Origin of the sequence: Mesorhizobium sp. B2-7-3 (genome assembly GCF_006440715.1) — a bacterium.
GTDB classification, from domain to species: domain Bacteria; phylum Pseudomonadota; class Alphaproteobacteria; order Rhizobiales; family Rhizobiaceae; genus Mesorhizobium; species Mesorhizobium australicum.
In genome coordinates this window covers 161,779-177,225 of the sequence record NZ_VFTY01000005.1, presented here as the reverse complement: position 1 = coordinate 177,225, position 15,447 = coordinate 161,779, and the positions used below count along the sequence as shown (strand labels likewise).

General features: G+C 63.6%; 16 protein-coding genes. 8 read left to right on the top strand and 8 right to left on the bottom strand.

Annotated features, from left to right (window positions below; genetic code table 11):
* Positions 1 to 49: 49 nt before the first annotated feature.
* Positions 50 to 2,821 carry a UvrD-helicase domain-containing protein gene (locus tag FJW04_RS13375; protein WP_140714618.1) on the top strand — a complete coding sequence of 924 codons (2,772 nt, stop codon included), beginning with the start codon at positions 50 to 52 and terminating at the stop codon, positions 2,819 to 2,821.
* 31 nt (positions 2,822 to 2,852) lie between these two features.
* Here the strand turns inward: FJW04_RS13375 and FJW04_RS13370 are convergent, their stop codons facing one another.
* The 3 genes from FJW04_RS13370 to FJW04_RS13360 all read right to left on the bottom strand — a co-directional run bounded on the left by FJW04_RS13370 (position 2,853) and on the right by FJW04_RS13360 (position 5,079).
* Complete coding sequence (locus FJW04_RS13370; protein ID WP_140661187.1) at positions 2,853 to 3,167, bottom strand: hypothetical protein; 315 nt, start codon at positions 3,165 to 3,167, stop codon at positions 2,853 to 2,855.
* A gap of 123 nt (positions 3,168 to 3,290) precedes the next feature.
* Positions 3,291 to 4,844: a trimethylamine methyltransferase family protein gene (locus FJW04_RS13365; RefSeq protein ID WP_140714616.1), complete on the bottom strand. Its 1,554-nt coding sequence runs from the start codon at positions 4,842 to 4,844 to the stop codon at positions 3,291 to 3,293.
* A 13-nt stretch (positions 4,845 to 4,857) separates the two neighbouring features.
* Positions 4,858 to 5,079 carry a glycine cleavage T C-terminal barrel domain-containing protein gene (locus FJW04_RS13360; protein ID WP_246673821.1) on the bottom strand — a complete coding sequence of 74 codons (222 nt, stop codon included), beginning with the start codon at positions 5,077 to 5,079 and terminating at the stop codon, positions 4,858 to 4,860.
* 278 nt (positions 5,080 to 5,357) lie between these two features.
* On the opposite strand from FJW04_RS13360, the gene FJW04_RS13355 reads away from it, so the two are divergent.
* The 3 genes from FJW04_RS13355 (at position 5,358) to FJW04_RS13345 (ending at position 8,653) form a co-directional block, all read left to right on the top strand.
* The gene (locus FJW04_RS13355) at positions 5,358 to 6,827 is read left to right on the top strand and encodes an esterase-like activity of phytase family protein (RefSeq protein ID WP_140714614.1); all 1,470 of its coding nucleotides are present in this window, start codon (positions 5,358 to 5,360) and stop codon (positions 6,825 to 6,827) included.
* A gap of 39 nt (positions 6,828 to 6,866) precedes the next feature.
* The gene (locus FJW04_RS30560) at positions 6,867 to 6,998 is read left to right on the top strand and encodes a hypothetical protein (protein ID WP_281405542.1); all 132 of its coding nucleotides are present in this window, start codon (positions 6,867 to 6,869) and stop codon (positions 6,996 to 6,998) included.
* A 194-nt stretch (positions 6,999 to 7,192) separates the two neighbouring features.
* Positions 7,193 to 8,653 carry an MATE family efflux transporter gene (locus FJW04_RS13345; RefSeq protein WP_246673820.1) on the top strand — a complete coding sequence of 487 codons (1,461 nt, stop codon included), beginning with the start codon at positions 7,193 to 7,195 and terminating at the stop codon, positions 8,651 to 8,653.
* Positions 8,654 to 8,699: 46 nt separating this feature from the next.
* Here FJW04_RS13345 and FJW04_RS13340 read toward each other — a convergent pair whose 3' ends face one another.
* Complete coding sequence (locus FJW04_RS13340) at positions 8,700 to 9,908, bottom strand: MFS transporter (RefSeq protein WP_140714609.1); 1,209 nt, start codon at positions 9,906 to 9,908, stop codon at positions 8,700 to 8,702.
* A 129-nt stretch (positions 9,909 to 10,037) separates the two neighbouring features.
* Between FJW04_RS13340 and FJW04_RS30285 the strand changes: the two genes are divergently transcribed.
* The 3 genes from FJW04_RS30285 to FJW04_RS13325 all read left to right on the top strand — a co-directional run bounded on the left by FJW04_RS30285 (position 10,038) and on the right by FJW04_RS13325 (position 11,878).
* On the top strand, positions 10,038 to 10,265 hold the full coding sequence (locus tag FJW04_RS30285; protein WP_140714607.1) for a DUF6471 domain-containing protein: 228 nt from the start codon (positions 10,038 to 10,040) through the stop codon (positions 10,263 to 10,265).
* Positions 10,220 to 11,119 (top strand): hypothetical protein, encoded by a 900-nt coding sequence (locus FJW04_RS13330; RefSeq protein WP_181172930.1) that lies wholly within the window; start codon positions 10,220 to 10,222, stop codon positions 11,117 to 11,119. The genes FJW04_RS30285 and FJW04_RS13330 overlap by 46 nt, the downstream gene beginning before the upstream one ends.
* 183 nt (positions 11,120 to 11,302) lie before the next feature.
* Positions 11,303 to 11,878, top strand: coding sequence for a TMEM175 family protein (locus tag FJW04_RS13325; RefSeq protein WP_140615661.1), 576 nt, complete (start codon positions 11,303 to 11,305; stop codon positions 11,876 to 11,878).
* Positions 11,879 to 11,935: 57 nt separating this feature from the next.
* Here the strand turns inward: FJW04_RS13325 and FJW04_RS13320 are convergent, their stop codons facing one another.
* On the bottom strand, positions 11,936 to 12,217 hold the full coding sequence (locus FJW04_RS13320) for a hypothetical protein (protein ID WP_140714603.1): 282 nt from the start codon (positions 12,215 to 12,217) through the stop codon (positions 11,936 to 11,938).
* Between the two features lie 135 nt (positions 12,218 to 12,352).
* On the opposite strand from FJW04_RS13320, the gene FJW04_RS13315 reads away from it, so the two are divergent.
* Positions 12,353 to 13,219 (top strand): SDR family NAD(P)-dependent oxidoreductase, encoded by an 867-nt coding sequence (locus FJW04_RS13315; RefSeq protein ID WP_140714601.1) that lies wholly within the window; start codon positions 12,353 to 12,355, stop codon positions 13,217 to 13,219.
* A 76-nt stretch (positions 13,220 to 13,295) separates the two neighbouring features.
* On the opposite strand, the gene FJW04_RS13310 is transcribed toward FJW04_RS13315, so the two are convergent.
* The 3 genes from FJW04_RS13310 to FJW04_RS13300 form a co-directional block, all read right to left on the bottom strand.
* The gene (locus FJW04_RS13310) at positions 13,296 to 13,739 is read right to left on the bottom strand and encodes a low affinity iron permease family protein (protein WP_181166289.1); all 444 of its coding nucleotides are present in this window, start codon (positions 13,737 to 13,739) and stop codon (positions 13,296 to 13,298) included.
* A 258-nt stretch (positions 13,740 to 13,997) separates the two neighbouring features.
* Complete coding sequence (locus FJW04_RS13305; protein ID WP_140615655.1) at positions 13,998 to 14,639, bottom strand: DapH/DapD/GlmU-related protein; 642 nt, start codon at positions 14,637 to 14,639, stop codon at positions 13,998 to 14,000.
* A gap of 84 nt (positions 14,640 to 14,723) precedes the next feature.
* Positions 14,724 to 15,215 (bottom strand): CreA family protein, encoded by a 492-nt coding sequence (locus FJW04_RS13300; RefSeq protein ID WP_181172942.1) that lies wholly within the window; start codon positions 15,213 to 15,215, stop codon positions 14,724 to 14,726.
* Positions 15,216 to 15,447 lie beyond the last annotated feature (232 nt).

Sequence of the window (15,447 nt, the reverse complement as noted above, 5' to 3'; positions counted from 1 at the left end):
ACGTAGACAGTTCTGGTCTTTCCCTCCCGAATCACTACATTCGGGGGAGATGTCCGGCTTTTCCGAAGACATGCCCTTTTTCGACGAACCCAATGCGCGGCCCACGGCCCCGTCGGGCATTGCCGCGCGCGCCATGGCTGCCCGCGGCGGCCAAAACAATGCGCCCGACTATCTCAGGGGCTTGAATCCCGAGCAGCGGCTGGCGGTGGAGACCACCGAAGGCCCTGTTCTGGTGCTGGCCGGCGCCGGCACCGGCAAGACCCGTGTGCTGACCACCCGCATCGCCCACATCCTTGCCACCGGCAGGGCCTTCCCCTCGCAGATCCTGGCCGTCACTTTCACCAACAAGGCCGCGCGCGAGATGAAGCAGCGCATCGGCATCCTAATCGGCGAAGGCAATGTCGAGGGCATGCCGTGGCTCGGCACCTTCCACTCGATCGGGGTGAAGCTGCTGCGCCGCCACGCCGAGCTTGCCGGGCTGAGGTCCGACTTCACCATCCTCGACACCGACGACGTCGTGCGCTTGATCAAGCAGCTGATCCAGGCCGAGGGCCTGGACGACAAGCGCTGGCCCGCGAAACAGTTCGCCCAGATGATCGACGGCTGGAAGAACAAGGGCCAGGGTCCGGCCGACATCGCCGAGGGCGATGCGCGCAGCTTCGCCAACGGCAAGGGCCGCGAGCTCTACAAGTCCTATCAGGAGCGGCTGCAGACGCTGAACGCCTGCGATTTCGGCGATCTGCTCTGCCACCCGATCCGCATCCTCCGCGCCAATCCCGATGTGCTGAAGGACTATCACCGGCGGTTCAAATACATCCTCGTCGACGAGTACCAGGACACCAACACCGCCCAATACATGTGGCTGCGGCTTCTGGCGCAGAGGCCGAGCGGATCACAACCAGCACGAAGTGGTTCTCCGGGTGGGCGCGTTCCAAGTTTTTCCGGTGTTTCGGATGGAACGGAAGCGGGTGGCTATAGACCCGCAACTCCAGAGGACGAATCAGCAGTTTCGGCCGAAGGCCGCAAGCCCGACCGGGCGTCCGAGCCGTTGCGAGGCCCCCGCGGAGGGCCCACGCCGGCAGGCGCGGAACAGCCCGTGAGCGAAAACAAAGTCAATATCTGCTGCGTCGGCGATGACGACCAGTCGATCTATGGCTGGCGCGGCGCCGAGGTCGACAACATCCTGCGCTTCGACAAGGATTTTCCGGGCGCCACCATCATCCGGCTGGAGCGCAACTACCGCTCGACCGCGCACATACTGGGCGCCGCCTCCCATCTCATCGCCTACAATGAGGGCCGTTTCGGCAAGACGCTGTTCACCGACCGCAACGATCCCGAGGACGGCAAGGTCAACGTCCACGCCGCCTGGGATTCGGAGGAGGAAGCCCGCGCCATCGGCGAGACCATCGAGGCCTACCAGCGCCAGAAGCACAATTTGAACGATATGGCGATCCTGGTCCGCGCGTCCTTTCAGATGCGCGCCTTCGAGGACCGCTTCATCACGCTCGGCCTTAACTACCGCGTCATCGGCGGTCCGCGTTTTTACGAGCGCATGGAAATCCGCGACGCGCTGGCCTTCTTCCGCGTCGTCGCCAACAGCACCGACGACCTCGCCTTCGAGCGCATCGTCAATGTGCCCAAGCGCGGCTTGGGCGAAGCGACCATCCGCCAGATCCACGACACCGCGCGCGCCTTGCGCATCCCGATGCTGGAGGCGGCGGGTACACTGGCGGAAAGCGACGAGCTGAAGCCGAAACCGCGCGCCGCGCTGCGCGAGGTCGCGGCCAATTTCGAACGCTGGCAAAAGGCGCTGGAAACCACGCCGCACACCGAACTCGCCGAGACCATTCTCGAGGAGAGCGGCTACACCGACATGTGGAAGAACGACCGCTCGGCGGAAGCCCCCGGGCGGCTTGAGAACCTGAAGGAACTGATCCGTTCGATGGAGGAGTACGAATCGCTGCGCTCCTTCCTCGAACATGTCGCGCTGGTCATGGATGCCGAGCAGAATGCCGGGCTCGATGCCGTTTCCATCATGACGCTGCACTCGGCCAAGGGCCTCGAATTCGAGACCGTCTTCCTGCCCGGTTGGGAGGAAGGTCTCTTTCCCCATCAGCGCGCGCTCGACGAAGGCGGCCGCTCCGGGCTGGAGGAAGAGCGGCGTCTCGCCTATGTCGGGCTGACGCGGGCCAAGAAGAACCTGCATATCTGGTTCGTCTCCAACCGCCTCATCCACGGGCTCTGGCAATCGACCATCCCGTCGCGCTTTCTCGAGGAACTGCCGGAAGCCCATGTCGAGGTCGCCGAAGCCGGCAACTCCTATGGCGGCTACGGCAATCCCTATGGCGGCGGCTCGTTCGCATCCGGCCGCGGCGGCGGCCAGGGGGCAGGAAGACAGAACCCCTATGGCGCTTCGCGCTTCGACAATATCGGCGGCACTTCGGGCGGCGGGGAAAAATCCGGCGCCTTCTCCAACACCTATTCGACGCCGGGTTGGCAGCGTGCGCAGGCCAACCGCACCGAGGCTACCGACCGCAACTGGGGCACGCGTTCGGGCCATCAGGTCGAACGCATCGGCTATGGTGAAACAGACTCCGGCTACGGCGCCGGCCGCACCAGCGTCAAGGGCCGCACCATCGACGGTGAACTGGTCGCCAAATCCGTCTCCGACACGCCGTCCGCCTTTAGCGTCGGCGACCGCGTCTTCCACCAGAAATTCGGCAACGGCAATATTTCAGCCATCGAGGGCAACAAGCTGACCATCGACTTCGACAAGGCCGGCCAGAAGCGGGTGCTGGACGGGTTTGTGCTGCCAGTGTGAGGCTGCCAGCCTCGAAGGCTGACGTCCCGCCTCAATCCACCTTCTTCTCGCCCTTCTCCCCGGCCTTCACGATATCCCCCGTCGTAAACAGGATTTCCTTCAGTTCCACGCGCCAATCCGTCTTCTGGCGCAGCAGGAATTCGAGGTCCATGCCGAAATGCTTGAACTCCTCGCTCTGCGCGTTCTTCATGATCGCCTTGGCCTGCGGGTTCTTCTCGACCGACATGCGCTGTTCGTACCAGCTGATCGCTTCCGCCTCCTCGATCAGCGAGGTGATCATGCGGGCAAAGGTCCGCACTTCCTGCGACAGTTCTTCCGGCGGTTCGTGGTACTGGTCGAAACCCATGTCGTCCTCCCTCAAAGGCTCGCGGATGGAGCCAGGCATTGGCCCGCGTCCATGAATGCGCGGGACGCGCCACGGGTTCCGGGATCACGGCCACAATTCGGGATGATGGATCCGCGAACTATCTCACGACACTGGCGCAGCGCCGCCCTCTTCCGTGCGCCGCGCGATGAACGCGTCGAGCACGCCTGACGTGGCGGCCGCCGCGGCCGACGGCTCGAAATCGGCAAGGATGCGCTTCCAGATGCCGGTGGCGCGTTCGGTCGCGGTCTTCGAGCCGCTTTGCGTCCAGTTGCCGAAATTCGACCAGTCGGCCACCAGCGGCTCGTAGAAGGCGGTGCGGTAGCGCGCCATGGTGTGGCCGGCGGAGAAGAAGTGGCCGCCCGGCTGCACTTCGGCGATCGCCTCGAAGCCTATTGCGTCGTCGTCGCCGGGGGTCGCCGCACAAAGTTCCGCGACCGTCTGCAGCGCCTCGATGTCGGTGACCAGCTTTTCCAGGGAAACGCTCAAGCCCCCTTCCAGCCAGCCGGCCGCGTGGATGCAGACGGTGGCGCCCGACAGCACCGAGCCCCATAGCGCGAACTGCGTCTCGTGCGCGGCCTGCGCGTCCGAAATATTGGCCGCGCTGCCGCCGCCCGAGCGCCAGGGCAGACCGGTGAAGCGCGCCAATTGGCCTGCGCCCAGTGTCGCCTTCACGTGCTCCGGCGTGCCGAAGGCCGGTGCGCCCGATTTCATGTCGACATTGGAGGAGAAGGAACCATAGACCACCGGCGCGCCCGGCCGCACGATCTGCGCCAGCGTCAGCCCGGCCAGCGCTTCGGCATGCTGCAAGGTCAGCGCGCCGGCCACGGTGATCGGCGCCATCGCACCCGCCAGGCAGAACGGCGTGATGATCAGGACCTGGCCCGCCTTGGCGAAATCGATGATGCCTTGCGCCATCGGAATGTCGAGCTGGCGCGGCGAGTTGGTGTTGATGACGGTGTAGCAATGCGCGCCCGAGCGGAACTCGTCCTCGGACAGCCCGCGCGCCAGCCTGATCATCTCGAAACTGTCATCGACCTGCGGCGTGCCACGCGCGAACACGAACGGAAATTTGTCCGACAGAGTCAGCTGCGCCCGGTTGACGGCATAGTGGCGGAAACGATTGTCGATGTCCTGCGGTTCGATGCACGGCCCCAGCATGTGCAAGACGTCGAAATGCTGCACCAGCTTGATCAACTCCTCGAAGGCGACCAGCGTCCCGGGCCGCCGGCCGCGCTCGAGATCGGTGACATTGGGCGCGCCGGAGCCCGCCAGGAACGTCATCGAGCCCAGTTCGAGCGACAGGTCGCGATCGCGCGCTCCGGCATAAGCGTGGATCGATCGCGGCGCCGAGGCTAAGGCTGCCGCCACCATGTCGCGACCGATGCGCACCATATCGGTGTCGGGGTCGACCAGGGCGCCGGCGCGGGCGAGCACCTCGCGCGCCTCGGGCAGCAGCACCTTGATGCCCAATTCTTCCAGCACGCGCAGCGCCGTGTCGTGGATCGACGCCACCTGGTCGTCGGAAAAGATCGGCTGCGGCAGGAATGGATTCTTCAGCGACCGGTAATTGGGCTTGCGGCTCGATTCGCTGCCTGCCTCGCCCATGCGTCCGCGCCGGCGTTCGCGCCTGGTATCCCGTGCAGCGTCATCGACCATCAGAAACTCCTCCTCATTGCCGCATCGCCCTGCCCTGGGGACCGTAGGGCGAGGCCGCGATGACCCGCGCCGTCCGTTCGACGCCGACAATGTGCACGCAAAGCGCCATCCCCTCCCCGGCGAAACCGTCGTCCACCAACGCCAGCGCGACGCTCTTGCCGATCGTGTAGCCAAATCCGTCCGAGGCGCCGACAACGCCGCCCCCGATGACCACGGCGCGACAGTGCGGCTTCAACCCTCCCGGTCAGTTCGAAGCCGGCATCATATCCGTACTAGACATAAGTGCCTATTATGCCAGGGACGCTCCATGGAGGTCACCAATTCCCGCTCTCCAGCGTTTTTTATCAGCACATGGAGATACCGGCTGACCCGTGTCGCCCACTGTCACGCAAGCATCATGTTGACGCCTTAGATCGCTTTCGGGGAGGCGCGCGCGGCATCATCGATGCGGCACCCTCTTTTTCATTTTTCCTTCGGCCGCTCCGGCGTGCTTCGTCATAAAGAGGATTGTCCATGAAACACCTGTACCGAACCGCCTCGCTCGGCGTCGCGCTGGCCTTGTTCACCGCCCTCACCCCGGCGCTTGCCGATGGCGTGGCTTACATCAACAAGGGCCTTGTCGGCGTCGGCCGCATCCCGGCCGACCAGCGCGACAAGTTCGGCGAGACCTTCGGCTCGGGCTCGGGCATGGCGATCGACATTTCGGGCTGGACACATGATGCCGGCACCTACAAGGGATCGCTCTGGCTACTGCCCGACCGTGGCTACAATGTCGCCGGCACCACCGACTACCGGCCGCGCCTCAACACCATCACCATCGAGTTCACGCCTGTCGCGCCGGGCGCTGCTCCCGCCGCCGGCCAGGAGCAGACGGGCGTCAAGGCGACGCTTGCCGACACCATGCTTCTCACAGACGACACGGGCGCCGATGCCACCGGCCTCGATCCGCTGTCGGACGTACGCGCCGCGGCCGGCGACATGCCGATGCTGCCCGTCGCCACCAATGGCAAGCTCGCGCTCGACAATGAAGCCATCGTGCGGCTGCCGGACGGCTCGATGTTCATCTCCGACGAGTACGGCCCAAACATCTACAGGTTCTCCGCGCAAGGCCGCCTGATGTCGGCGACCCAGCCGCCGGCGGCTCTCGTGCCGATGCGCAAGGGAGCGCCGAACTTCTCCTCCGACAATCCCGGGCCGGGCGCCGCCGACCCTGATCCGAAGGATCCCGAAACCGGGCGCCAGAACAATCAGGGCCTCGAAGGCATGGCGATGACGCCGGACGGCAAGTTTCTCATCGCCGTGCTGCAGTCGGCGCCGCGCCAGGATGGCGGCGATTCACCCTCGACACGGCAGAACACGCGGGCGCTGGTCTATGATGCCTCCGACCTCGCCCATCTGAAGCTCGCGCATGAATATGTCGTGCCGCTGCCGGTGTTCAAGGATGCCAAGGGCAAGACCAAAATCGCCGCGCAGAGCGAGATCGTGGCGCTTTCGGACACATCCTTCCTGATGCTGGCGCGCGACAGCGGCAACGGCCAGGGCCTGAAGAAGGGTGACGCTTCGCTCTACCGCCAGATCAACATCGTCGACGTCTCCGGCGCGACCGACATCGCGGGCGGCGCCTTCGATGCGGCCGACAAGCCGGTCGCCCCCAAGGGCGTGCTTGATCCCTCGGTGACGCCGGCCAAGCTGACGCCGTTCATCGACATCAACGACGCCACCGCGCTTGGCCACTTCGGCCTGCACAATGGCGGCGCGAAGGACCACAACGAGCTTTCGGAGAAGTGGGAAGCCATGTCGTTGGCCAGCGTCCTCGATCCGAAGCTGCCCGACGACTATTTCCTGTTCGTCGGCAACGACAATGACTTCCTCGCCCAGGACGGCTTCCAGGTCGGCGCGCCTTACAAGGCCGATGACGGCGCCGATGTCGACACCATGTTCCTGGTCTATCAGGTCACGCTGCCGGGTCTCGGCAAGAAGTAAGGATCACTGCTCAAGCGGGCGCGCCTGGCGCGTCCGCCTGTGCAGGTCGTGAAGGCCTACTTCAGGAATTCCGCGTCCTTCGGCACACCGGCATCGATCGGCTCGGCCGTCCTGCTCGACACGGCGATGATCTTGCCGGCGGCCGACAGGTTGGGCCGCACCAAGACCTGAGCGGGAGGTCGATGACGTCCTGGTTCATAAGCGCACGCAGCCGGACGACGCGTTCTTGCCGATCGAATTCCGTTCCGGCGAGCCTGACCGATCGACGGTCACTGCGCCTCGGCGCAGGGTGCATCTCGGTCCGGCCTGCGGTATCGTCGCGGGCCAGAGTCACATTTGCCAGGTTGGCCGCCATGGACGAAAAAATGCCCGCACGCCGGCGTACCGGCGACCTGACCAGCGGCCCGATCCCGCGCACGCTGCTGCTCTTCGCCTTGCCGGTGCTCGGCTCCAACGTGCTGCAATCGCTGAACGGCTCGGTCAACGCCGTCTGGGTGGGCCGCTTCCTCGGCGAGTCGGCGCTGACCGCGACGTCCAACGCCAACCTCGTCCTGTTCCTGATCCTCGGCACGGTGTTCGGCATCGGCATGGCGGCCACAATCCTGGTGGCGCAGTCGGTCGGCGCCCGCGACCTGCCCGAGGCGCGCCGCATCGTCGGCACCAGCGCCACCTTCTTCTTCCTCGTTTCGGTGGTGTTCGCGGTCTGCGGCTGGATCTGGGTCGATGCCATCCTGGGCGCGCTCGGCACGCCGGCCGACGCCTTGCCGCTCGCACGCTCCTACCTGCGCATCATCTTCGTCGCCGTGCCGATGATGAACCTTCTGTCCTTCGTCATGACCGTGCTGCGCGGTGCGGGCGATTCACGCACCCCCTTCATCTTCATGGCGCTGGCGGTCGTGCTCGACATCGTGCTCAATCCCCTGCTCATCCGCGGCATCGGCCCGTTTCCTGAACTCGGCATCGCCGGTTCCGCCACCTCGACGCTGATCGGCCAGACCGTGAGCGTCGTCGCCATCCTCGTCGTGCTCTACGCGCGCAAGCATCCGTTGCGGCTGGCCGGCGCCAATCTCGTCCTGCTGCGCCCGGATCCGGCGCTGCTGCGCATCGTCGTCTTCAAGGGCGTGCCGATGGGCCTGCAGATGATCGTCATCTCGGCGGCCGCCCTGACGGTGATGGGCATCGTCAACTCCTATGGTTCGCAGGTCGCCGCCGCCTACGGCATCGCCGCGCAGCTCTGGACCTACATCCAGATGCCGGCGCTCGCCATCGGCGCCGCGGTCTCTTCCATGGCGGCGCAGAATGTCGGCGCCGGTCGCTGGGACCGGATCGGCCGCATCGCCGCCTCCGGCGTCGGTTTCAACCTTGTCCTGACCGGCGCCCTCGTCGCGCTGCTATGGGTCTTCGACCGTTCGATCCTGAGCCTGTTCCTGAGCAGCGACAGCGCGGCGATCGATATCGCCGCCCATATCAACACGGCCGCGTCCTGGTCGTTCATCCTGTTCGGCATCACCATCGTGCTGTTCGCCACGGTGCGCGCCACGGGTGCCGTGATGCCGCCGCTGATCATCCTGGTCATCTCGGTGCTCGTCGTGCGCACCGGCTTTGCCTATTACATGCGCGGCGTGATCGGCGAGGAAGCGCTGTGGTGGAGTTTTCCGGCCGGTTCGATCACCTCTCTGATCCTGGCCGCGATCTACTACCGCTTCGGCGGCTGGCGCAGCTTGCACATGATCGAGAACAGGCCGGCTGCCGGCGAACCGCCCGACACCGGCCTTGGCATGCCGCGCCAGCGCGCGAACATGGCGCCTGAAACGCCGAACGGCTGATGCCGCCCGCCTTGCCGGCGTGCCTTGCCGGGCTGGCGCGGCGGTCTCAGCGCCTCTGTCCGAGCCCGAAGGCGAGCGCCACCAGCGCGAACGCGATGATCATGGCCGCGAAGGCCAGGCTCGCGACGACAGCACTGGCATAAGTCGACACGACGCCGATGCCGATGACAGGCAAGGCGTTGCCGACAAAGCAGCAGACGAAGAAACTGGACACGACCTCGGCGCGGCGATCCCGCGGCGCGATCTCGTTCACCACTTGCAGGCCGCCGCGATAGCCGAGCGCTGCCGCCACGCCGCAGCAGGCCGTCGCCGCGATCATCAGCGCAATCGAGGCCAGCATCTGCGCCGCCACCACAAGCATGGTGCTTGGGATCATCAAGGCCAGCGCGGCCAGCATCGCCTTGCTGCTCCCCATCCGCGCCAGCGCCACGATGCTGATTGCCGCGACCATCGCCAGTTCGAAGAACAGCGCACCGGCCACGGCGTGGTTGGCCTCATGCAGTTGCTGCGCCAGGATGCTCGGCGCCACCGCCGCATAGAAGCCGACCAGCGCCATCGCGCCAAAGCCGGTCACCGCCGGCGCCACGAAGCGCGAACGGATCTGCGCCGGCACGGAAAGCCGCGGCCGCATGGAGACCTTGCCAAGGCCGCCTGGCTTCATCACCGTTTCGCGCGTGCGCCAGACCATGATCGTCACCACCGCGAGCGTCGCCAGGTAGACAATGAAGACCAGACGCAATGGCCACGGCTCGTATTGGGCCAGCAGCCCCGAAACAAGCGCCCCGAAACCGAGGCCGAGAAAGTTGGTGCTGGTGGCGATGACGCTGGCGCGCGACCTGCCGGCCTCTGGAAGAAGCTCGGCGATCCACGCGGTTCCCGTCCCGGCGCCCACGCCGATGCCAAGTCCGCTCAGGATCCGCGCAACATCGAGCGACGCGACATTGCCGGCAAACAGGAACACAACCGCGCTGATGACGGCGACGATCATGGCTGCAAGCGCCGCCGGCCGGCGCCCGACGACATCCGAAACGCTGCCGAACACCAGCAGGGCGCCGAGATTGCCGACGACATAGACCGCGTAGATCAGCGTCAAGGTGATTTGCGAAAAGCCGAATTGCTGCTTGTAGACGATATAGAGAGGCGTCAGCACCGTGCTGCCGGCAAACAGCACCGCGATCATCGCCGCGACAGTCGGGATCGCGAGGACGTCGCTGCCGGCTTCGTTCTGAGTTTGCGTCAGATCGCGAAAGGCCATGGCCAACCTCGTCACCAGGTTCAGGGGTCGCGACGTTAACGCGTCCTCACCGCCGACGTTCCGGTGGACGGCCAGGCTCCTGACACCACGGTGGGCATTGCCCGGCCGGCAAGCCGATGATCGCAAAAAATGGCTCGGGGCCAGCGGAGGGAGCGGCGGGCCAAGAACCTCCTGAAAGCCGAATTGAAGCGAAAGGGCCTGACATATGCACAGCTCGCCGAAAAACTGGCAACTATGGACATTCACGAAACCGAGCGTAATTTGAACAACAAAATAAGCCGAGGGGGCTTTAGTGCAGCGTTTTTGCTTCAATGCCTGACGGCGGTAGGCACGACTACGTTACGTTTGGATGGATAGCCACGATTATCGGCCTGTTGCTCTTTGGGGCGCTAGGGCAGTCATACACCACCAGCAAACATCAAAGTTCCTACTATGCACAGCGTTGCGCCCAGCAATATCCAGACAGCCCCTTTGCTGCCGCCAGTGTCCATCCCTTTACCGGCAAGCCAGAAGCCCAGCCACCCGACAATGGCCAGAACGCCCAGCCTGATTGGTGTGATCTCGCAGCCCAGCAATCGGTCGCTGAAGACACCACAGGAATGCATTGGGCTTCGTGGGCTGGCGTCGTTTTCACCGTCATAGGTATTTTCTTTATCTGGCGCACCCTCAACGCCAATACCGCTGCGGTCGAACAGGCCCGCACGGCCAACGACATCGCTGGTCGCTCTAATGAAGCCCAACTGCGGGCCTATCTGGCCGTGCAATCCATCGAAATCATTCAGACTGGCAGCGAATGGATGCCAAACATCCGTATCAAATTTAAAAACTTCGGTCAGACGCCTGCCTACGATTTGACGAACATCTGCGACTACGATTTCCAAGACCGGAAATCCGGCCGGAAACCGCGCCGCCAGGTTCGTGGCGCTCGCCTGCTGGTCGGCAAAATGGATCTCGCCCCCACACAGGATATGACGTCGACTCTCCTGATAAGCATGGGCGAGTGGGCAAGACGAAAACCGATGCTTGAACTTAATAAGAACAGGGAAATCGAAACCGATTTGTACGTGTTCGGGAAACTGCACTACCGCGACGCCTTTTCCAACAAGCCGAACCGATGGACGGAATACCGGTTCAGGCTCGACGTTGACGAAGACGGCGTTATCGACGGCGAAGGCTTTCACCTTACCCAAGAGGGAAATGAATCCAACTAGCATCGCGGCAACGCCGCGCGCGCGATCACAGCACGGCTTCAGCGCTTGGTGCGTTTGCTACATAAGACCGGAAGTTTCCCCTGATATAGTTGAGGAATTTTGCGTACGCCGTTTATCGGCATGCCAACATCCGCTAACGATTTACTATCTTTCGGCAATTCGTCGCGGACCGAGGTGGTGATCATGGGCAAAGGCAGGGTCGAGGCATTCACCGACGGCGTGGTGGCGATCATCATCACCATCATGGTGCTGGACCTGAAGGTACCGGAAGGCGAGGATTTTTCGGCGCTGCTGCCGCAGTGGCCGGTCTTCCTGTGCTACGTGCTTTCGTTCATCAATGTCGGCATCTACTGGAACAATCTGCACAACATGTTCCATACCGTGCAGCGTGTCGACGGCCGCGTGCTGTGGGCGAACCTGCATCTGCTGTTCTGGTTGTCCCTGATGCCGGTGACGACCGCCTTCATGGGCGAGAACCATTTCGCCGCGGTTCCGGTCGCGGTCTATGGTTTTGACCTTGTAATGTGTGCGACCGCCTACAGCATCCTGGTCATTGCGCTGCATCGGCTGCATGGGCCGGACACCGCATTCGCCAAGGCAATCGGCCGCGATCGCAAGGGAAGGATTTCGCTCGCCGTCTACATAGCGGCCGTTGGGCTGACCTTCCTCGACCGGTGGATCGGCGTGGCGCTCTATGTCGCCGTCGCCCTGATCTGGCTGGTGCCGGACACGCGCTTTGCGCGGGTGATCGAAAAATAGCCATCTGCCTGACGCAATCCGGCAGGGCAAACCGCTTCACACGTTTCGTGGAATTGCCTAACCGCGCATCGCCTTCAGCTTTTCCGCCACGGAAGCGGTCAGATCGGCATAGCGCTCTTCCAGCCGCTCCGCCGCCTTGATGATCGAGAAATCATGGCCGAACTTTTCCAGCGCCATGCGCAGTTTCTCGACGAACTCGGCCTGTTGCTCGAGCGCCGAAAACAGAGTCTTCACCTGGGCTTCGCTGATATCGGGGTTGGCCAGCATCTGCGGCACCTCGCGCCCCATCCGGTCGCCGGTGGCGGTCTGTTCCTTCAGAATTGCAACCCAATCCGTCAATCGGAAATCTCCTTTTTGGCGTGGTAGCATGCGCAGCCCCGACCGGGCCGGTCAACCCGACAAGCCCGACGGAGGCTTGCGCAGGCCCGTTCCGGCGCTAAGTTCGGCGCCATCAAAAAAAGGAAACCATCGCCGATGATCGCCGACACCGAGATCCAGACCGCCCTGCCAGCGCTTGCCCCTAGCAACACCGCCGTCATTACCGGCGCCGCCAGCGGCATCGGCCTTGCCGCGGCCAAACGGCTGGCGCTGATGGGCATGAAGATCGTGCTGGCCGACATTGGCGGGCCGCGCCTCGACGATGCCGCGCGGGCCGTCTCCGCGATTGCCGGTGACGACGCCGTGCTTGCCGTCGCATCGGACGTTTCGAAGGCCGATGAGGTCGATCGCCTCGCCGACCGGGCATTCGGCGCCTTCGGCGAGGTCTCGCTGCTGATGAACAATGCCGGTGTCGGCGACAACCCCGGAAAGCCCTGGGAAAACCGCGACGGCTGGAAGCGGCTGCTCGACGTCAATTTCTGGGGCGTGGTGCATGGCGTCGAAGCTTTCGCGCCGCGCATGCTGGCGTCGGCCAAGCCGGGCCTGATCGTCAACACCGGCTCCAAGCAAGGCATCACCACACCGCCCGGCAACCTCGCCTACAACGTTTCCAAGGCTGGCGTGAAAACCTTTACCGAGGGCTTGGCGCATGCGCTGCGCAATGAACCCGGCGCCCGCCTGTCGGCGCATCTGCTCATCCCCGGCTTCACCTATACCGGCCTCACCGAAGGCGCGACCGAAAAGCCGGCCGGAGCGTGGACAGGCGAACAGGTGGTTGATTTCATGCTGGAATCGCTGGTCGAGGGCGACTTCTATATCCTGTGTCCCGACAATGAGGCGGCGCGACCCATGGACGAAAAGCGCATGGCCTGGGCGATCGGCGACATCATCGAAAACCGCCCTGCCCTGTCGCGCTGGCACCCCGACCACAAGGATGCATTCGCGGCGTTCATGAAGCGATGAGCATGTCCCGAACATTGGCTGCGGTGCGGATCACATAACTCGAACACCGGCGGAACACTCGGGATTGACCGCGGGTTCAGCCGCCGGCGCTTCGTGCCACCTCTTTTTTCGGTTTGCGTTTTGCCGCCACGACTTTCTTTGCGGCCATGGTCGCGACTTTGTCGTCATGCCGCTTCGCCGCGACCTCGCATTTGGCGCGGATCTCCTGGACCTCGGCTTCAGTCAGGTGCTCGATGCCGATGAAGGTGTTTTTGGCCTCGCTCACCCGTATCAACTCGTCGAGCTTGGCCTGGATCGCGGCGCCGTCCCGATTCTGGGTGTTTTGGATGAGAAACACCATCAGGAAGGTGATGATCGTGGTTCCGGTGTTGATCACCAGCTGCCAGGTGTCGGAAAAATTGAAGAACGGCCCACTCACCGCCCAGACGATAACGATCAGGCAACACACCGCAAATGTCAGCGGTAGTCCGGTGAGATGGGCGATCTGGTTGGCGAATTTGGTGAAAAGCTTCTCGATCATGAGGTCCCTCAAAACAGCGCCGCGTCATGCGGTCCGCCGGAAGAAACAACCAGCAGCCATTTCGGGTTCCCGCCGGTAAAAAATACGACCCACGCAATCGAATGCACGCAAAGCGCGCATCTGGAACAAAACACACCTTATCGGTTTAAGGTCATTGTAGCCGTGCAGGCAAAGAGCCTGTTCCTTCCGCTTCACAGCGGTTTACCTCCAGCCCCTTCCGCTGCGCCACCCCCGCATGGCGGAAGGGGTTTCATTCCGTCAGACGGCGTCGTTTTCCCAGCGGTCGAGGAAAGCCTCGATCGGCATTGCCTGCATGTCGGGAACCGCCCTGGCGAGTTTCTCGACGGGCCAGTCCCACCAGGCGAGAGCTTCGATGCGTGCCGCTATTTCAGGGGCAAAGCGCTGCTTGAGCGGCTTCGCCGGCACGCCGGCAACGATCGTGTAGGACGGCACGTCCCGCGTCACCACCGCATTGGCGCCGACGACGGCGCCATTGCCGATGGCGATCCCAGGCAAGATGACCGCGCCATGGCCGATCCACACATCATGGCCGATGGTCACGGCCTTCGACCGCCGCCGCTCGCGGAACGCGGCATCGACGCCCAGCCAGCGGAAATACTCGTTCGGCCGATAGCTGACCTTGTGCTGGGTCAGCCGCTCGATCGGATGCTCCAGCGCATTGATGCGGCTGTTGGCGGCGATCGAGCAGAATTTGCCGATCGTCGTGTAGATCGCCTCGGCATGGCGTTCGAAATAGGAGAAATCGCCGACGATGACCTCGCGCAGCACGACGCGTTCGCCGATCGCGGCGTAGCGGCCAAGCTTGCAGCCCTTCATCTCAGCGGTTGGATGAATGCGCGGCTCGGGATCTTTCGCAACGAGATCTTCAGAACGGTCCATGCCGGCGGCTTTACGTCAGAGCGATTGGTCCCGCAAGCGGGGCCAATCGCCAGCCAGAACAGGACAGGGTAGAGTTCGACCCGCCTATTTCGGCTTGCCGTTGCTCCACACCACGTTCTGGCCATAGAGCGGCACCGTCGTAACCGACATCTTGGCCGAGCCGTTCTGGACTTGGCGCGAATGCGACAGATAGATCAAGGTCTCGTTGGCCTTGTCGTAGATGCGGTTCACCACCTGCTTCTTCCAGATCAGGCTGATGCCTTGTTTGAAAACCTCCTCGCCGCCTTCGCTCATATCAATATCCCCGATGGTGATCGGACCGGTCTGACGGCAGGAGATCGAGGAATCGCTGGGATCCTCGAACCAGTTGCCCTTGTGCAAGCGGTCGATGACACTGCGATCGAAATAGGAAACGTGGCAGGTCACGCCCTCCACTTTCGGATCCTTGATCGCCTCGACGATGATGTCGTTGCCGATCCAGTCGACGCCGACCTTGCCAACTTCCTCGGCAATGGCGCTACCGGCGGCAAGCACGACACACGCGGCCAAAGCACCGCCGATCAGTTTTCGCCCAATCAAGCCTCGTCCTATCAATCCTGGCCCAGTCAATCCCGGCAAAGAATCCTCCTGCGGTTCGAGTTGCCGGGGTCTCAGGTGGGGCCAAGGCTGGCACATTGCAAGCCGGAAGGTCGGATCAAACCGCAGGCATCCGCCACAGCCGGTTGCGTCAACGCGGCATCTTTGCGTGTACCCCGTCGAACCGCTAAGACTGTGGCCTACAACGGGTGCATGGTTCTGGCCGGCGCGC